Raw genomic sequence first — 15,087 nt, 5'->3', positions numbered from 1 at the left:
CGCCGGGCGCTGCCCCAGCGATACACCAGAGGCACCAGTCATCAAGATATGCATGGGTGTTCTCCTCCTTTGGGGACGATGGCCCACGCCGGGCGCTGCCCCAGCGATACACCAGAGGCACCAGTCATCAAGACATGCATGGAAGCCCTCCTCCTTCGGCGGCGAGTTATTTGGCAACGACACCATGGGCGCGCGCCCAGCCCAGGCCATCGACGGTGTCACCTGCGGGACGATATTCACAGCCGACCCAGCCGTCATAGCCAAGGGAGTCGAGACGCTCGAGTACCGGGCCAAAGTTCACTTCCCCCTGGTCCGGCTCATGGCGCTCCGGGACCCCGGCAAGCTGCACGTGTCCCACCACATCGAACTGGCTTTCCAGGGTACGGATCAGGTCGCCCTGGACGATCTGGCAGTGGTACAGGTCGAACTGCAGCCTGAGGTGAGGCGAGCCGACGCGCTGGATCACCTCCCTGGCAAGCTCCTGGCGCTGCAACAGGAAGTCCGGCATGTCGCGGCCGTTGATCGGCTCGATCAACAGGGTACGCCCGGCCCGGCCACAGGCCTCGGCGGCATGGGAAAGGTTGTCGACGTAGGTGGCCAGATGAGCCTCTCGGGTGGCCTCGCTGGCGCCTTGCGGCAGCAGCCCCGCCATGGCATGCAGGCGCGGACAGTCGAGCGCCTTGGCGTAGTCGAGCGCACGCTCGACCCCCTCGCGGAACTCCCCCTCGCGCCCCGGCAGGCTGGCAAGGCCTCGCTCGCCAGCCTCCCAGTCGCCGGGGGGCAGGTTGAACAGCACCTGCGTCAGCCCATGTTGGTCGAGCCGCTCACGCAGTTCGTGCGCCTCGAAGTCATAGGGGAAGAGGTACTCGACGCCGGTAAAGCCCGCCTTGGCGGCGGCACCAAAGCGGTCGAGAAAGGCGTGTTCGGTGAACATCATGCTGAGGTTGGCGGCCAGGCGGGGCATCTCGCTCTCCTGATTGTCATTGTCGTGCAGGCCTTGAGATCGACGCAGCAAGCGCCGTGTCAGTCTCGGGGGAAGCGCGCTTCGAGTTCCTCTACCTGTTCTGGCGTCAACCCTCGAGGATTCTGGCCGCGCAGCAGCAGGAACAGCTTGGCGGTCTCCTCGAGCTCTTCTGTGGCGTAGACCGCTGCCTCCAGCGACTTGCCCGCCACCACCGGGCCGTGGTTGGCCAGCAGCACCGCGCTGTGCTTGCCGGCGAGCCCACGTACCGCGTCGCCAAGGCTGGGGTCCCCCGGCACGTGATAGGGCACCAGCGGCAGGCGACCGACGCGCATCACGTAGTAGGCGGTCAGCGGCGGAATGCAGTCGTGGTGGTCCACATCCGGCAGGCAGGATACCGCCACCGAGTGGGTCGAGTGCAGATGAACGATGGCCTCGGACTGGGGCCGCTCGGCGTACATCGCCATATGCAGGAAACTTTCCTTGGTCGGCTTGTCGCCATCGAGCCATTCCCCCGTCGCCGACAACGTCGAGATGCTGGCCGGATCGAGTCGTCCCAGGCAGGCGTTGGTCGGGGTCATCAACCAGCCGCCGTCGTCCAGACGCACACTGATATTACCGCTGGAGCCCATGGTCAGGCCGCGGTCGAACAATGACTTGCCGTAGGTCGCGATCTGCTCGCGCAGACGATTGACGTCACGTGCACTCATTGGCTCATCTCCTTGAGCACCTTAAAGCCGCGGCTGAAGATATCGACGCCGCCGAAGTTGCCGGACTTGAGCGCCAGCGACAGGGTCGACCCGCCCACGCGGGCCTGGGTCCAGGGCACCCCGGCATCGATCTGCCCGCCGATATGCAACTGGTCCAGCGACAGCGCCGAGACCACCGCACCGGAGGTCTCGCCGCCGGCCACCAGCAACCTGCCGACACCTTCGTCCACCAGGGTGGCGGCCAGGGTCGCCAGGGCCCGCTCGACCAGCTCACCCGCCTTGGCCACACCCAGGCGCTGCTGGGCGGCCTTGACCCGCTCGGGTGCAGCCGAGGCGTAGACCAGCACCGGTTCATCCGGCGAGTCCCGATAGTGGCGACGCACGAAGTCCAGCGCTTCGGCGATGGGCGCGTCACCCTCGGCCAGCGCCAGCGGGTCCAGGGCGATCCCCGGATGGCGCTCGAGGAAGTGCTCGACCTGGGCCAGGGTCGCCCGCGAGCAGCTACCGGAAAGCACCAGGGCCTGCCCCTGGGCCGAGGCCAGCCGAGCCGCGTCGTCGACCGCCTCAAGCCAGCCCTTGCGCCGATACTCGGCGGGCAGCGCCTGGCCAAGGCCCGAGCCGCCGGTGACCAGGGGCAGCTCGACGCAGGCCGCAGCCAGCACCTCAAGGTCGGCGTCATCCAGGGTGTCACAGATGACGTGGCGGACCTTGTCACCTCCCAGGCGGTCGAGGTGGCTGGCACAGGCCTCGGCGCCCTGGCGGATCACCGAGTGGGACAGAAGCCCCACCGCATGCGACGTCTGCGCGCCCAGCACCCGCACCAGATCGGCGTCGGTCATCGGATTGAGCGGGTGATCCTGCATGCCGCTGTCGTTGAGCAGACGATCGCCGACGAACAGGTGACCCTGATAGACCGTGCGTCCGGTGGTCGGAAAGGCCGGCACCATCACCGTCTGATCGCCGCCCAGACGCTCGAGCAGGGCATCGGCCACTGGGCCGATATTGCCCTCGGCGGTGGAATCAAACGTCGAGCAGTACTTGAAGAAGACCTGCCGTGCGCCCTGTTCGGTCAGCCAGTCCAGCGCCGCCAGGCTGTCGGCCAGCGCCTCCTCCACCGGGCAGGTACGCGACTTGAGCGCGACGACCACGGCGTCGACACCTTCCGGAAGCGGCTTGCCGGTGGGCACACCGAGCATCTGCACGGTGCGCATGCCGGAGCGCACCAGATTGTTGGCCAGGTCGGTGGCGCCGGTGAAATCATCGGCGATGGCGCCGAGTACCAGAGTCATGGTCAGTCCTCGTCAAATACGGTGAATAAAGGGGAGGAACACGGCTGCGACGCGGCCTTATCCGGCGTCGTCGTCATTGGCCGCGGGCAGTGCGATCCCTGCGGTGGCGGCGTAGACCTTGACCACCGCGGCGTCGTCTTCGCGTCCCAGCCCCATGCCGCTGGCGGCGGTAAACTGCTGCAGGGCGCTGGCCGCCACTGGCATCGACAGGCGCAGTTCGCGGCCGGTGTCGTGAACGATGTTGAGGTCCTTGACGAAGATGTCCACGGCCGACAGCGGGTGATAGTCGCCGTCCAGAATGTGCGGCACCCGGTTCTCGAACATCCACGAATTGCCCGCCGACTGGGTAATCACCCGGTACAGCGCGCGACCGTCGATGCCCATCTTCAGTCCCAGCGCCATGGCCTCGGCGGCGGCGGCGATATGCACCCCGGCCAGGTGCTGATTGACCAGCTTGACGCTGGAGCCAGGCCCCGGCGCGTCGCCCAGCCGGTGGACCGTGGCCGCCATGGCACCAAGCGGTGCCTCGGCCAGGGCGAAGGCCTCGGCACTCCCGGAGGCCATCACCGACAGCTCTCCGCTGGCCGCCTTGGCCGCCCCGCCGCTGATCGGGGCGTCGAGCATCATCAGCCCAGCCTCTGCCAGTCGGCGTCCCAGGGATTCGGCGAAACTCGGCGCCACGGTGGCGCACTGGATCACCAGGCTGCCCGACGCAAGCGTCGCCGCCAGGCCATCTTCTCCAAACAGCACCGCCTCGACCTGATCTGCGTTGACGACCACCAGCAGCACCACGTCACAGCGCGGCGCCAGCTCGCGGGCCGACGCCACCGCCTCACCACCGGCTTCCTCGAAGGCCTGACGGGAGGCGCTGGAAACGTCGCAACCGATCACCTCAAGGCCGCCACGCAGAAGGCTTCGGGCGATACCCATGCCCATGGCGCCAAGTCCCACCACGCCACAGACAGGGGATCCGGCGGATGTCGTGGATGATTCGCTCATGCTGCTCTCCGGTAACGAGGCCGTCAGGGCCGACAAACAAGAGTATGGCCTGCTTCGACTTCATCTGCGGAAGGAGCAGGGAGGCGGTATCTGTACCCGGCACATCGAAGGCCAGCGACCAATACCGATAACAGGACGATAGGAAATCCGGTCGGCGGTGATGGGTGAAGATCACCGCTGCTGCCCTGTAAAATGTTAGCGCTAACATTTTTAGTCCAGAGTCCCTTGCTGCACAAGCAGGAAAGCGATAGACATCGACCAATGTCTAACTACCGCCGTGGTCCCGGTGTCGGGACCATGGGTGCCCCGAGGCGCGCAGCGCTTGATCCAAGCTGCCCTGCATGAAGCGCTCGGCATCAGCCGCTCGAGGCCGAGGCGCTGGGCCATGTCCCCACTGACCTGCGACGCAGGGACAGCCAGGGAACGAGCGAGCCAGCGCGCCCCATTCGGCATACCATGGTAGGCAGGCATCCCTCTGATGCCATCGATCAAGGAGAGTCCGATGAACGAGACCCAGGGCGGTGATCGCCGCCGCCGCAAGGGCCTGGACAACCCGACGCTTGACGACGTCGCCCGTGAGGCTGGAGTTTCCTCGATCACCGTATCCCGGGCGATTCACCGCCCGGACAGCGTACGCGAGACCACCCGCAACAAGGTGGAGGCGGCGATCGCCAAGGTTGGCTACGTGCCTAACATGGTGGCCGGTAGCCTGGCCTCGGCCAGCTCGCGCTTCATCCCGGTGATCGTGCCGTCGCTGTCCAATGTGGTGTTCGTCGAGGTCATCCAGGGGCTGCAGGCACAGTTCGACCAGCACGGCTACCAGATGCTGCTGGGCAACACCGACTACAGCATGCAGCGCGAAGAAGAGCTGATCCGCACCTTTCTCGGCTGGTCCCCCACCGCCCTGGTGACCACCGGCCTGCGCCACCAGCCGGGGCTAAGCGCGCTGCTGGAACGTTTTCCTCGACCGCTGGTGGAAATCATGGAACTGGGCCCGGCGCTGGACATGAACGTCGGCATGGACCACGAAAAGGCAGGCGCCGCCATGGCCGATCATCTGATCGCTCGGGGCTACCGTCATATCGTCTTCGCCGGCACCCGGCTCGAGTCCAACTATCGCGCCGCCCAGCGCTACGCCGGCCACCGCACCAGGCTCGAGAAGGCCGGACTTGCGGCCCCGCTGATGGAGTGGCACCAGGACAGCCACTTCGATCTTGGCGCCACGGCGCTGGACGAGGTCCGTCGCCACCACCCGGGCGTCGAGGCGATCCACTTCGTCGACGATGTGATGGCCAGCGGCGCCCTGCTGGGCGCACAGCGCCAGGGCCTGCGAGTGCCCGACGACATCGCCATCGCCGGGTTTACCGGGCTGCCCTTCGGCCGCTCGCTGATGCCGCGTCTGACCACCATCTCCTCCCCCCGCGAGGCCATCGGCCGGCTCGCCGCCTCGCAGATCATCGACCGTCTGGAGGGCCGTGACCCCGAACGCCAGATCGACGTCGGCTTCGCCCTGCTGGAAGGTGAGAGCACCTGAGGACACCAGACCTGACCCACAACGAACAACGGGGAGTCACGATGACTCCCCGCTGGTACAAGACGCTGCCTGCCCGCACGGGCGACAGAGCCCGCGGCACTCGCCGCTACTGATCGAGCCGACCCTTGAGCTTGTCGAACTCCTTCTCCACTTCTTCTCTGGCCAGGCCAAACTTCTGCTGGATGATGCCGATCAGCTTTTCCTTGTTGCCTTCGGCCTGCTGAATCTCGTCGTCGGTGAGTTCTCCCCACTTTTCCTTGGCGGCACCGCTCAGTTCCTTCCACTTGCCTTCGATGGTGTGCTTGTCCATGGCATGATCTCCGGGTCAGTCGATCTCATAAAGGTAGATGGCATACTCCTGACGAAGGCTAGCCTGCGGCAAACCCAGCGGCTAGCCCACCCCACCACACACCTTCGTTTTTTATAAAAAATTCAATCAGATAACTTCCGCAAAAGACTGTTTGAGCACAGTCCTTCCTCCGACCAACCTTTTTACTTCACCCATCAATCAGCCGCCGCCGCATGATGGTGACCCGCTCACCCAGATAGTCGAGCTCTTCGAGCTCCTCCCACCCCAGCCGGCGATACAGTGACTGCTGATCCGGCGTGTAGAGGTGAAGCCATTCGATGCCGTGGTCGCGAGCCTCCTGCTCTACCCGCCTTACCAGCGCGGAGGCGAGTCCCTGACCGCGTTGTTCGGGTGGCACGTAGACCGAGGCGAGCCACGGTGACAACTCCCGGCGAATACTCATGTCATCCGGCGACAGGCTCGCCGTGCCCAGGGCCTGCCCCTCCTTCATCGCCACGAACACCGAGGGCACCCCGGCCGGACCGCACATCTGAGCCACCGCCTGGCGCCAGCCGTCGATGTCGGCCTCCGGATGCAGGTGCCCCCAGGCGTCAAAGGTCCAGTCGGCGACCTGGTCAAGCTGTTGCGAAGCGGCGCTCAAGCGCTCGATGGTGATCCCGTTCATCTGTCGATTTTCGTCCATTGCTGTCCACTTCCGTCTATTGCCGTTCACTTGTGAGCGTTATTGTCCCTGCCGACACTTTTCGACGGCGCCTGCCGATCGCGGCCTCGCCCAGGCTGACGCCGCAAGGATCAAGGCAACCGGCGCTGCCCGAAGCGCGCCAGCTGCATTTCGCCAAGCCGGCTCAGGGTGCGCCGGAAGGCAAACGCCAGATAGCCATCGGGATAAAGCTCCTCCATCGCCACCGACGCCTCGATCACCAGCGGTACCCGGCGGTCGTAGCATTCGTCGACCAGGGCAATAAAGCGACGCACGCTGTCGTCCCTGGCCCCCAGCGGCGGCAGTACGCGATCACCGGCGGCCACCCGCTCACTGGCGTCTTCTGTGCCACGAGCGATGGGACGCGGGGCGCCCGGTTGCCGATCCGGCGCGGCACCAGCGCCGCTGTCATCCTCATCAGGCCTGGAAGCCAGGCACGGCACCTCCCCCAGCAACAGCGTATCGAAGCGATCACATAGCGCGATAAAGTCGAGCGCCGCCAGCGGCGCCTCGCACAGGGCCGCGAAGTCGCACCAGAGTACCTGGCCTTCGAGGCCTCTGGCCTCCAGCTTGCGGCCACCAAGCGCCAGTGTTCGGGGCGTCGCCGCCCTGCCGCTCAGCCGAACAAACTGCTCGGACAGAATGCCGGGGTCGCCGGCCCTACGCACAAAATAGCGCTGGTGAACGTCGCCGGGATGGCGGCGATGATCCTGACCGCCATCCAGTTCGAGCACCTGAAGATGGGCCTGCATGGCGGCGATGGCCGGCAGGAAACGCTCGCGATTGAAGCCATCGCGATAGAGCTCGGCCGGCGGCTGGTTCGAGGTAGCCACCAGCGTCAGGCGTCTGGCGAACAGGTGCTGCATCAGCCCGCCCAGCAGCATGGCGTCGGCGATGTCCTCGACGAACACCTCATCGAGACACAGCACCCCGACCTCGGCGGAAAGCTCCTCGGCGAGCCTTACCAGCGGGTCGGGCTGTCCGCGCCAGTAAAACTGACGCTGGTGCACCCAGCGCATGAAGTGATGAAAGTGCCAACGACGCACCGTCACCGGACTGCATTCGACGAACAGATCCATCAGCCAGGTCTTGCCACGACCCACCGGCCCCCAGAGGTACAGGCCCCGGCTCGTCACGCCGCCAGCGAGCTCCTGCTGCAATGCGTCCAGCGCCTCGACCGCCCGGGCCTGGGCGGCATCGGCAACCAGATGTCCCTCCTCCAGCAGCGCCTGATAGCCCAGCGACAACGGCTGACATCGAGACTGGTTCAACGGCCCATGGAGCGGCCGATCCAGCCGTTGGCTGCCAAGCGATGGCGCCTCTCGGTCCGGCCCAGGATGCGGTTGCAGGCCTTCACCGCTTGCTTCATCGATCCCGCCGCCGATCCTGTCACCGGTCCCTTCGCCCTCTTTGTAGCCGTCACTCATCGATAGATCCCTGGCTGGTGGTATCGACCCGTGTGCCCCTATTGTCGCCGGCACAGGTCCCTCGGAAGAGCATGCCTCCACCGTGGGCAAACGCCAGGCGCTGCACTATAGTGGCCCGTCTGCATATTCCCGATCGCTAAGGTTGCCTCTTTCATGCCCTCAGCCGCTCGTCTCTTGAGCTCCCGACCCCGCCGTCAGCGCCGGGTCTGCCTGCTGGCGGTGCTGGCCATGCTGATGCTGTTCGTAGGCCCACTGATCAGCCAGATCCAGCGCCTGGCGATGGAGGACGAGGCCGGTCGACAACACCACCAAGGGCATGGTCACCACCAAGGCCTGGCTCGAGGCACCGGACAAGGCCATGCCCAGCATGATCCCACGCCGAGCGCCGCGGAAGTAGAGGGGCACGGCACGTTTGAGCCTTCCGCCGAGGGGGCGGTCGGCAAGGTCGAGGGGCGCAGCACGTCCGAGCCTGCCGCCGAGGGGGCGGTCGGTGACGCCGGGCATCATCACCTGGCCGCCTGTGGCTACTGCGTACTGTTTGCCCAGGTGCCGTGGCTGGCCCTGCTGTTGCTGGTATTGGTTAGCCTGGCGCCGCGGGCCCCGCCGGCACGTTGTGCTGCAGGCATTCCCCCCGTTGTCAGCGGGCGCTTCCAGCGTCCGACTCCCCGCGCCCCTCCCGCGTCATTGTCGTGATCCATCGAGGCCACCGCCTCCAGAGCCACCGAACGGCATCGCCGTCGGCAACTCCGCCTGCAAGAGAATGACCATGACGACGCACGCGAAACCTGTTGCGCCGGCGCTGAAGACGCTGGTGATACGACTGCACTTCTATATCGGCCTGCTGGTCGGCCCCTTCATCTTCTTCGCCGCCCTCACCGGCACGCTCTATGCGCTGACCCCGGCACTGGAGCAGGCACTGTACCGGGACGCGCTGACCACCGGCTCGGACAGCGCTTCCGCGACCTTGGCCCGGCCATTGTCACGCCAGATTGCAGCGGCCCAGGACTATCTCGATGATTCCGCCCTGCCCAGCGCCGTGCGCCCGGCCCCCGAACCCGGCGCCACCACCCGGGTGATGTTCGCAGACCCAAGCCTTGATGCCGGCGAACACCGGGCCATCTTTGTCGACCCGCAAAGCCTCGAAATCCGTGGCGACATGACTGTCTACGGTACCAGTGGGGTACTGCCGCTACGCCGGATCATCGACCAGATCCACCGCAGCCTGATGCAGGGCGATCCCGGCCGCCTCTACAGCGAGTTGGCCGCTTCCTGGATGTGGCTCGCCGCCCTCGGCGGACTGGCCATCTGGGCGGTCACCCCCTCGCCCCGAGTGCAGCCCGGCAAGCAGACCCGCACCGCCCGTCGCTTGCGCACCCGCCGACGCCACAGTCTGTTGGGGCTGTTCCTGCTGGTCGGCCTGCTGGCCCTGTCGGCCACCGGCATGACCTGGTCGAAGTACGCCGGCGACAACTTCTTCACCATGCTCAAGGCCGCAGGCTGGGGGACGCCTCGGGTGTCCCAGTCGCTTCAGGCCCACGACGTCGCCTACGACGCACACGCCGACCACGCCATGCCCGGCGCTCACCCGACCGTATCGGGGTCGCTTGAGGCCTTCGACGCGGTCGAACGCCAGGCCCGTGAGGCAGGCCTCGACGCCGGCAAGATCGAGTTGCTGGTGCCCGGCGACAATCAGGCCTGGAAGGTGCGCGAGATCGACCGTAGCTGGCCGTCCCAGGTGGACGAGGTGGCGATCCATCCGCAAAGCTTCCAGGTGCTGGATCAGGTGAGCTTCAACGACTACCCGCCTGCGGCCAAGCTCACCCGCTGGGGCATCGACGGCCATATGGGCATCCTCTTCGGCCTGCCCAACCAACTGCTGCTGGCCTCCCTGGGTATCGGCATCATGACCATGGTCGGCTGGGGCTACGCCATGTGGTGGCGCCGCCGTGCCCTGACCCGCGACAGCCAGACGCTGTGGCAGGCCCTGCTGGAATTGCCGCTGTCGGTGCTGGCGCTCATTTCGCTGGTGGCGCTGCTGCTGGGACTGGCGATGCCGGTAATGGGGGTAAGCCTGGTGATATTCCTGACGGTGGACGCCCTGCGTACCCTGGTCGCGGCCCGCCGACGCGCTACCGGCTAGGCCCCACATCAGTAAAGACAGGAAAGGGCCATCGGCAAAGCCAGGAAAGGGCCATCCACCACACAAGAAGGGCGACCCACGGGTCGCCCTTCTTGCTTGAAGCCAGGAGCACGCTCCGCCCCTGTCTACCTATCCGCGATCAGTGGCCCTTGCCCCGAAGCCGCTGGACGCCGGTCCAGACGGCCACCAGGGCAGCACCCACGGCCAGGCCGAACGAAGCATGATCGACCAGCATTGGCATTCAGTGGCCCTTGCCCCGAAGCCGCTGGACGCCGGTCCAGATGGCGACCAGGGCAGCACCCACGGCCAGGACGAACGAAGCATGATCGACCAGCATTGGCATTCAGTGGCCCTTGCCCCGAAGCCGCTGGACGCCGGTCCAGACGGCGACCAGGGCAGCGCCCACGGCCAGGCCGAACAGGCCATTGCCCAGCATTGGCACCAGCCCGTGCATGATGGCGTCGAGGCCGGGAAGGGCTACCTCGGTCTCGGCCAGCCCCTCGATCCAGTGCCCGACCACCGGGATGCCGTGGGCAAGAATGCCACCGCCGACCAGGAACATCGCCAGGGTGCCGAAGATCGACAACCCCTTCATCAATAGCGGTGCGCCTTTGAGCAGCCCCCGTCCCAGGGCCTGTGCCAGGCCGCCGTCCTTCTGCGTCAGGTAGAGCCCCAGGTCGTCGAGCTTGACCAGTCCCGCCACCAGGCCGTAGACACCCACGGTGATCAGCAGGCCGATGGCCACCAGCACCGCGATCTGCTGGCTCAGGGGGGCGGCGCTGACGGTGCCCAGCGCGATGACGATGATCTCCGCCGAGAGAATGAAGTCGGTGCGGATGGCGCCCTTGATCTTGTCGCGTTCAAAGGCCTTCATGTCGGTTTCGCCGTCGGCCAGCGCCGCCAGTCGCGCCTGGCGCTCCTGCTCGGCGTCTTCCTTGTGCAGGAACTTGTGGGCCAGCTTTTCCGCGCCCTCGAAGCACAGAAAGGCCCCGCCAAGCATCAGCAGTACCGTCACCAGCCAGGGCACGAAGGCGCTGATCAACAGCGCGCCGGGAATCAGGAAACACTTGTTGAACAGCGACCCCTTGGCCACCGCCCACACCACCGGCAGCTCGCGATCCGCCGCCACGCCGGTGACCTGCTGGGCGTTGAGCGCCAGATCGTCGCCGAGAACACCGGCGGTCTTCTTGGCCGCCACCTTGGTCATCACCGAGACATCGTCGAGCAGGGTGGCGATGTCGTCGATCAGAGTTAACAGGCTACTTCCAGCCACAGGCTTCCCTCCTTGGGCCCGAGATACTTCGGCACCGGAATTGGCATGGCACGGTGATGGGAGTACGCGCCGTCAAAGTTGAGCTTACACCAGACTCGTCCATCCATCGCGTATTGCCTGCTTGGCATCAGCTTGGTCTAGGCTTGAATGTGTGCCATCGCAGGAGCAATTGCCTTGAAAAGAACATGTATTCTAGGCTTGATCTGTCTAGTGGGGCTGTCTCGTGCTGAAGCCTCAGAGCCCGTCATGGTGACTGCCAAGCAACAGGGCCAGGGGGTTCTCCGCGCCAATCGGGACCAATGCCTGTTGGTCGCACCCGACCACGTCCTAGGTACCGGGTATGCCATCACGCTGACGGACCGCCATCGAGTTCTCGCCGAAGCGGACCGCCTGACCACTATCGGCCCCGATCTGGGCATCGCACGGGTAAGGCCTGGCCCCCAGTTGGACTGCTTCGCTCCCCGGCCAATTCAGGATCTTGGCGAAGTGCTGGATACTGCGGTGATGCGCCAGTCCCTCGGTACACTGTTGCGGGTCCGCGAGACCGGAGGCATCGAGACCTTTGCCGTACGTTTTTCGGGGTTGGACCAGCACTACGTTCACGTCACCCCCACCACTCCTGGCGTCACGTTGCAAAAGGGCATTAGCGGCTCCCAGCTGCTGCTAGAAGGGGATCCGGTCGGAATGGTGCAGACAATCGACAGTGTGGCCAACTCCATCAGCGCCTATCGTTTTGATGCCCTCCAACACCTCCTGAGCTACAGCTATCCACAGCCTGAGCCCACGGACGAAACACCGTCCGTACGAGAGATCGACAAGGATGGCGCATCCGCGCCGAACACCCTGGTCATAGCCACCACGCGCACGGCGATTCGTGAGCAACCCGATCGCTGGTCACATGTGATTCGCTGGCTCGAAACAGGCGAAGCGACTAGGGTACAAGGAAAGGTTCAGGGCATCCCGTGGCTGATGACTGCCGACGGCTACATTTATCACGGCGATGTAATAACCCGGTAGTCTCCTGCCGTGATCAATGTTATCTGCTCACCCTTTGAACTCGAGGAAACTTTTTATGTCCGGGATGTTTCGACTGGGGAACCTGATTGCTCTCGGCGTCGGACTTCTGATCGCCACTGTAAACTCCAGCCTGGCGCTCGACAGCTCCGATCTGGAAGAGGTCAGGGATAGAGCAACATTCATCAACGAAGTGCGCTCGATCTTCCAATCGGGCGACGAAACACTACAACTGACCATCTTCGAAAAGATCATTACTGATGGTGACCCGGTGATCTTGCCGATGACCCTAGAGCTTGCCCTCAACAGTCAAGACGCTAGACTCAAGACCACAGCACTGCGATACCTGATAAACAGCCGTGAACTACTGCTGGTGGACCTTATCCGTCCTGACAATTCCTCCCAGGCCCAAGAGTTCATTTACCACGAGTGGCGGGAACTTGTCCTGCAGGAGCTGAAAGTGGCCCCGGCCACCGACGAAATCACAGGCACTTTTAACAGCTCGAAAAAACGAGGGGAGGTTATCGGTCAGTTAACGCGGGGCGGGGTGCAGCTGCGCTTGACGGACGATTTCACCGTGTGCAGTCTGCGAATCTTGCAGGTGGTGGGGGTCGATCTGAATGGAGTATTGGATTGTGCTATGCGATCGCATGACGCGGCCGAAAATGCCGCCAATGCCAACGAAGCACAGCTACCCATCCGAGTACGACTATCATGAACAAAACCATGATCGTCCTGTCACTCGCGCTCGGAGTCTCGACTCACACCCATGCTCTCGAAGAACACGTCATCAATGCCGCACGACTCGCCGAGAGCTATACTGATCAAGTACCGGTATCTGGCAAGGCTCTGGTTGGTGTCATGCTCGCCGAGCCCGGCACCCCTTCCGGGCGAAATGTCTACGTGCCGATCAATGACAACATCGATGAGGATGTTTCCGAACTTCGTCTCTGCCTCACACTGAATTCCCGGGACGGACGCTATACCGGCCACTTCGAATCGTCTTTTCCTGCCACATCTCCGCCATATCTGATGAGGATCGAGTACGAGACGCAATCCACCCAGTTTTATAGCCAGGCTTTGGCTGCGGGACTAGTGGGTCTGGTAGAGGTACGCCGCGATTGCCTTCACCGCCAACAGCCATTCCCTCTGGCGGTCTTTCCCTTGGCTTGGTCTCCGGACTACAACCCGAGAGGGATCGATCTGTTTATCAATAGTAGCCGTCGCCGCAGTTTTTTACGCCTTGACGACAAACGAGTCGATTGCCAGCCACTTGGCCAGGATCAGCTAATAGCCTACGACAGCCACTGCCGTCTCGATTTCCCCGTCAACACTTCCGAGACTCCATATAATCCGCCTCCCATTACGCTGGTGCGCATGCTTGGATCCAATGTCGGCCCCCTGGTCTCCATTCCCTTGATCTACTGACGATGCTGAAAACACTTACTCTCTTTGCCGCGTCGCTTACCCTATCCAGCCTGCGTCACTTTCGTCGTTCTGCGGTAATGGCGATGCTCACATTCTTCATCTTGACCTCACTGGCAACCTATCTGGCCAACTTCATCGCCCTTCCCATGACCTTCAATATTTCCACCAGGAGCGAGGTGCTTGAGCTTACTACCGTCGATACGACCAGCTTCTATATTGACAATGGCACTGTCACTAGTGGTCGTCTATTCCCCGACGAGAATGATGCCCCGACGACCAACACTTTCCGTGGTCTTGTCGAAATTGGCCCCAACGTCCACGTATCGCTGACGCGCGTCGGCAATGGACCGATCACGCTACATGTCACCCCTGACCAGAATCGTGCCGATAGGGCCTTGCCACCGCTTCGAGTACAATCCGCGCCCACCGACGCGACAAGCCCGGATCTGCCGGCCTCCACCTTCCCCGAGACCGCTACCTTCCGCATCGACATCGATAAAGCCCCCTTTACCGGCGCTATCGTCGGTGATAGGGCAACAGTAGGTAGGGTCAGCCACCACTCGGATCTTTTCGAAACTCTACCCACCTTGCGCGAAGGGCGTATCGACGTCATCGCCAGTAGCTTGCTTACTGACGTGCGTTACAACGTTCTGACCATCGACCTCGCCATAGGCGACCAGGCAGAGATCATCGACAATCGGGTTGGCGGCGGCATTCTTGGCTGCGTGATCTCCGCGACTCCGAGCACTCCAGCACTGGATTATTCCTGTCGAGCGATCGGGTCTGCGGTAAAAATCAGCCGAATCCACACCCAACCCTACACCATGAAGCCAACCCTCTGGGATTATGTGAAGGCCGACCCGGTACTGACGTCACTGCTCGCCTTGCTCGGCACCATGATGGTAGTGGCGCTCCAGAATCTCCTTGGCCCCCGCCACGAACCGTCTCCACCCAAGACGCACTGATAAGCGAATGGATAGGCTGAGAATGCTGCTCGAACGCCTGCCCGAGGGCTACAGCGAGGTTCGTTACCGGGGACGCCGCTACGCCATGACCCGACGCACCTTCAATCGAGGGCGCTCGCTCAAGGTGTTCGCCCGGGAGTTGGGCGGCAACGATGTGGTCAGTCTCAACGGCTACCTGACCGCTCGTGGGTGGCAACTGAAGCCCTGCGAAATGAGCGAGCACAAGGTGCTCGACTTCCTTGTGCATTGCAAAACCGGCTGAATGGCTGGGTCGTACCGGGATTCGATTCCCGCCGCCGCTCTCTCTCCACGCTCGCCGCCGCCCTCTCTCCAGGCT

Annotated in this window: 16 protein-coding genes; 8 read left to right on the top strand and 8 right to left on the bottom strand. The window is 63.9% G+C overall.

Translation table 11 applies throughout. The features are described 5' to 3' along the window. Nucleotides 1-166: 166 nt before the first annotated feature. Genes otnI through ltnD form a run of 4 tightly spaced genes read right to left on the bottom strand, consistent with a single transcriptional unit; the run spans nt 167 to nt 3,959 of the window. The gene (gene otnI / locus C6W88_RS01735; RefSeq protein WP_108131286.1) at nt 167-964 is read right to left on the bottom strand and encodes a 2-oxo-tetronate isomerase; all 798 of its coding nucleotides are present in this window, start codon (nt 962-964) and stop codon (nt 167-169) included. A 59-nt stretch (nt 965-1,023) separates the two neighbouring features. Next, the gene (gene otnC, locus C6W88_RS01730) at nt 1,024-1,671 is read right to left on the bottom strand and encodes a 3-oxo-tetronate 4-phosphate decarboxylase (protein WP_045990915.1); all 648 of its coding nucleotides are present in this window, start codon (nt 1,669-1,671) and stop codon (nt 1,024-1,026) included. Then, nucleotides 1,668-2,960: a 3-oxo-tetronate kinase gene (otnK, locus tag C6W88_RS01725; protein WP_108131285.1), complete on the bottom strand. Its 1,293-nt coding sequence runs from the start codon at nt 2,958-2,960 to the stop codon at nt 1,668-1,670. Before otnK ends, otnC begins: the two co-directional genes overlap by 4 nt. Nucleotides 2,961-3,017: 57 nt before the next feature. Further along, nucleotides 3,018-3,959 (bottom strand): L-threonate dehydrogenase, encoded by a 942-nt coding sequence (gene ltnD, locus C6W88_RS01720; RefSeq protein ID WP_045990913.1) that lies wholly within the window; start codon nt 3,957-3,959, stop codon nt 3,018-3,020. A 502-nt stretch (nt 3,960-4,461) separates the two neighbouring features. On the opposite strand from ltnD, the gene C6W88_RS01715 reads away from it, so the two are divergent. Beyond that, nucleotides 4,462-5,493: a LacI family DNA-binding transcriptional regulator gene (locus tag C6W88_RS01715; RefSeq protein WP_108131284.1), complete on the top strand. Its 1,032-nt coding sequence runs from the start codon at nt 4,462-4,464 to the stop codon at nt 5,491-5,493. A gap of 106 nt (nt 5,494-5,599) precedes the next feature. Here C6W88_RS01715 and C6W88_RS01710 read toward each other — a convergent pair whose 3' ends face one another. The 3 genes from C6W88_RS01710 to zapE form a co-directional block, all read right to left on the bottom strand. Next, nucleotides 5,600-5,803: a CsbD family protein gene (locus C6W88_RS01710; RefSeq protein WP_045990910.1), complete on the bottom strand. Its 204-nt coding sequence runs from the start codon at nt 5,801-5,803 to the stop codon at nt 5,600-5,602. Between the two features lie 187 nt (nt 5,804-5,990). Next, nucleotides 5,991-6,485, bottom strand: coding sequence for a GNAT family N-acetyltransferase (locus tag C6W88_RS01705; RefSeq protein ID WP_231498438.1), 495 nt, complete (start codon nt 6,483-6,485; stop codon nt 5,991-5,993). A gap of 110 nt (nt 6,486-6,595) precedes the next feature. Next, nucleotides 6,596-7,930, bottom strand: a complete 1,335-nt coding sequence (zapE, locus tag C6W88_RS01700; RefSeq protein ID WP_108131283.1) for a cell division protein ZapE — start codon at nt 7,928-7,930, stop codon at nt 6,596-6,598. 153 nt (nt 7,931-8,083) lie between these two features. On the opposite strand from zapE, the gene C6W88_RS01695 reads away from it, so the two are divergent. Together C6W88_RS01695 and C6W88_RS01690 are read left to right on the top strand one after the other, a co-directional pair. Next, nucleotides 8,084-8,623 carry a DUF2946 family protein gene (locus C6W88_RS01695; RefSeq protein WP_108131282.1) on the top strand — a complete coding sequence of 180 codons (540 nt, stop codon included), beginning with the start codon at nt 8,084-8,086 and terminating at the stop codon, nt 8,621-8,623. A gap of 73 nt (nt 8,624-8,696) precedes the next feature. Next, entirely contained in the window at nt 8,697-10,070 is a 1,374-nt protein-coding gene (locus C6W88_RS01690) for a PepSY-associated TM helix domain-containing protein (RefSeq protein WP_108131281.1), read from the top strand. A 343-nt stretch (nt 10,071-10,413) separates the two neighbouring features. Here the strand turns inward: C6W88_RS01690 and C6W88_RS01685 are convergent, their stop codons facing one another. Next, a complete protein-coding gene (locus tag C6W88_RS01685) occupies nt 10,414-11,343 on the bottom strand; it encodes a DUF808 domain-containing protein (RefSeq protein ID WP_108131280.1) in 930 nt (309 codons plus the stop codon). Between the two features lie 246 nt (nt 11,344-11,589). Here C6W88_RS01685 and C6W88_RS01680 point away from each other — a divergent pair, with 246 nt between their 5' ends. Genes C6W88_RS01680 through C6W88_RS01660 form a run of 5 tightly spaced genes read left to right on the top strand, consistent with a single transcriptional unit; the run spans nt 11,590 to nt 15,012 of the window. Then, entirely contained in the window at nt 11,590-12,360 is a 771-nt protein-coding gene (locus tag C6W88_RS01680) for a hypothetical protein (RefSeq protein WP_146164624.1), read from the top strand. A gap of 55 nt (nt 12,361-12,415) precedes the next feature. After that, on the top strand, nt 12,416-13,075 hold the full coding sequence (locus C6W88_RS01675) for a hypothetical protein (RefSeq protein WP_108131278.1): 660 nt from the start codon (nt 12,416-12,418) through the stop codon (nt 13,073-13,075). An 8-nt stretch (nt 13,076-13,083) separates the two neighbouring features. Then, complete coding sequence (locus tag C6W88_RS21315; protein ID WP_146164623.1) at nt 13,084-13,785, top strand: hypothetical protein; 702 nt, start codon at nt 13,084-13,086, stop codon at nt 13,783-13,785. A gap of 2 nt (nt 13,786-13,787) precedes the next feature. Then, the gene (locus C6W88_RS01665; protein WP_108131276.1) at nt 13,788-14,750 is read left to right on the top strand and encodes a hypothetical protein; all 963 of its coding nucleotides are present in this window, start codon (nt 13,788-13,790) and stop codon (nt 14,748-14,750) included. A 7-nt stretch (nt 14,751-14,757) separates the two neighbouring features. Further along, nucleotides 14,758-15,012, top strand: coding sequence for a hypothetical protein (locus C6W88_RS01660; protein WP_197037047.1), 255 nt, complete (start codon nt 14,758-14,760; stop codon nt 15,010-15,012). Nucleotides 15,013-15,087 lie beyond the last annotated feature (75 nt).

It is taken from the genome of Halomonas litopenaei (genome assembly GCF_003045775.1).
GTDB lineage: Bacteria > Pseudomonadota > Gammaproteobacteria > Pseudomonadales > Halomonadaceae > Halomonas > Halomonas litopenaei.
Note: the sequence above shows the minus strand (reverse complement) of the source record. Positions and strands in the feature narration are given on the sequence as shown.

Excerpts from the sequence above, each read along its gene's own strand:
- otnI (WP_108131286.1), bottom strand. The coding sequence starts at position 964 with ATGCCCCGCCTGGCCGCCAACCTCAGCATGATGTTCACCGAACACGCC.
- otnC (WP_045990915.1), bottom strand. The coding sequence starts at position 1,671 with ATGAGTGCACGTGACGTCAATCGTCTGCGCGAGCAGATCGCGACCTAC.
- otnK (WP_108131285.1), bottom strand. The coding sequence starts at position 2,960 with ATGACTCTGGTACTCGGCGCCATCGCCGATGATTTCACCGGCGCCACC.
- ltnD (WP_045990913.1), bottom strand. The coding sequence starts at position 3,959 with ATGAGCGAATCATCCACGACATCCGCCGGATCCCCTGTCTGTGGCGTG.
- C6W88_RS01715 (WP_108131284.1), top strand. The coding sequence starts at position 4,462 with ATGAACGAGACCCAGGGCGGTGATCGCCGCCGCCGCAAGGGCCTGGAC.
- C6W88_RS01710 (WP_045990910.1), bottom strand. The coding sequence starts at position 5,803 with ATGGACAAGCACACCATCGAAGGCAAGTGGAAGGAACTGAGCGGTGCC.
- C6W88_RS01705 (WP_231498438.1), bottom strand. The coding sequence starts at position 6,485 with ATGGACGAAAATCGACAGATGAACGGGATCACCATCGAGCGCTTGAGC.
- zapE (WP_108131283.1), bottom strand. The coding sequence starts at position 7,930 with ATGAGTGACGGCTACAAAGAGGGCGAAGGGACCGGTGACAGGATCGGC.
- C6W88_RS01695 (WP_108131282.1), top strand. The coding sequence starts at position 8,084 with ATGCCCTCAGCCGCTCGTCTCTTGAGCTCCCGACCCCGCCGTCAGCGC.
- C6W88_RS01690 (WP_108131281.1), top strand. The coding sequence starts at position 8,697 with ATGACGACGCACGCGAAACCTGTTGCGCCGGCGCTGAAGACGCTGGTG.
- C6W88_RS01680 (WP_146164624.1), top strand. The coding sequence starts at position 11,590 with ATGGTGACTGCCAAGCAACAGGGCCAGGGGGTTCTCCGCGCCAATCGG.
- C6W88_RS01675 (WP_108131278.1), top strand. The coding sequence starts at position 12,416 with ATGTCCGGGATGTTTCGACTGGGGAACCTGATTGCTCTCGGCGTCGGA.
- C6W88_RS21315 (WP_146164623.1), top strand. The coding sequence starts at position 13,084 with ATGATCGTCCTGTCACTCGCGCTCGGAGTCTCGACTCACACCCATGCT.
- C6W88_RS01665 (WP_108131276.1), top strand. The coding sequence starts at position 13,788 with ATGCTGAAAACACTTACTCTCTTTGCCGCGTCGCTTACCCTATCCAGC.
- C6W88_RS01660 (WP_197037047.1), top strand. The coding sequence starts at position 14,758 with ATGGATAGGCTGAGAATGCTGCTCGAACGCCTGCCCGAGGGCTACAGC.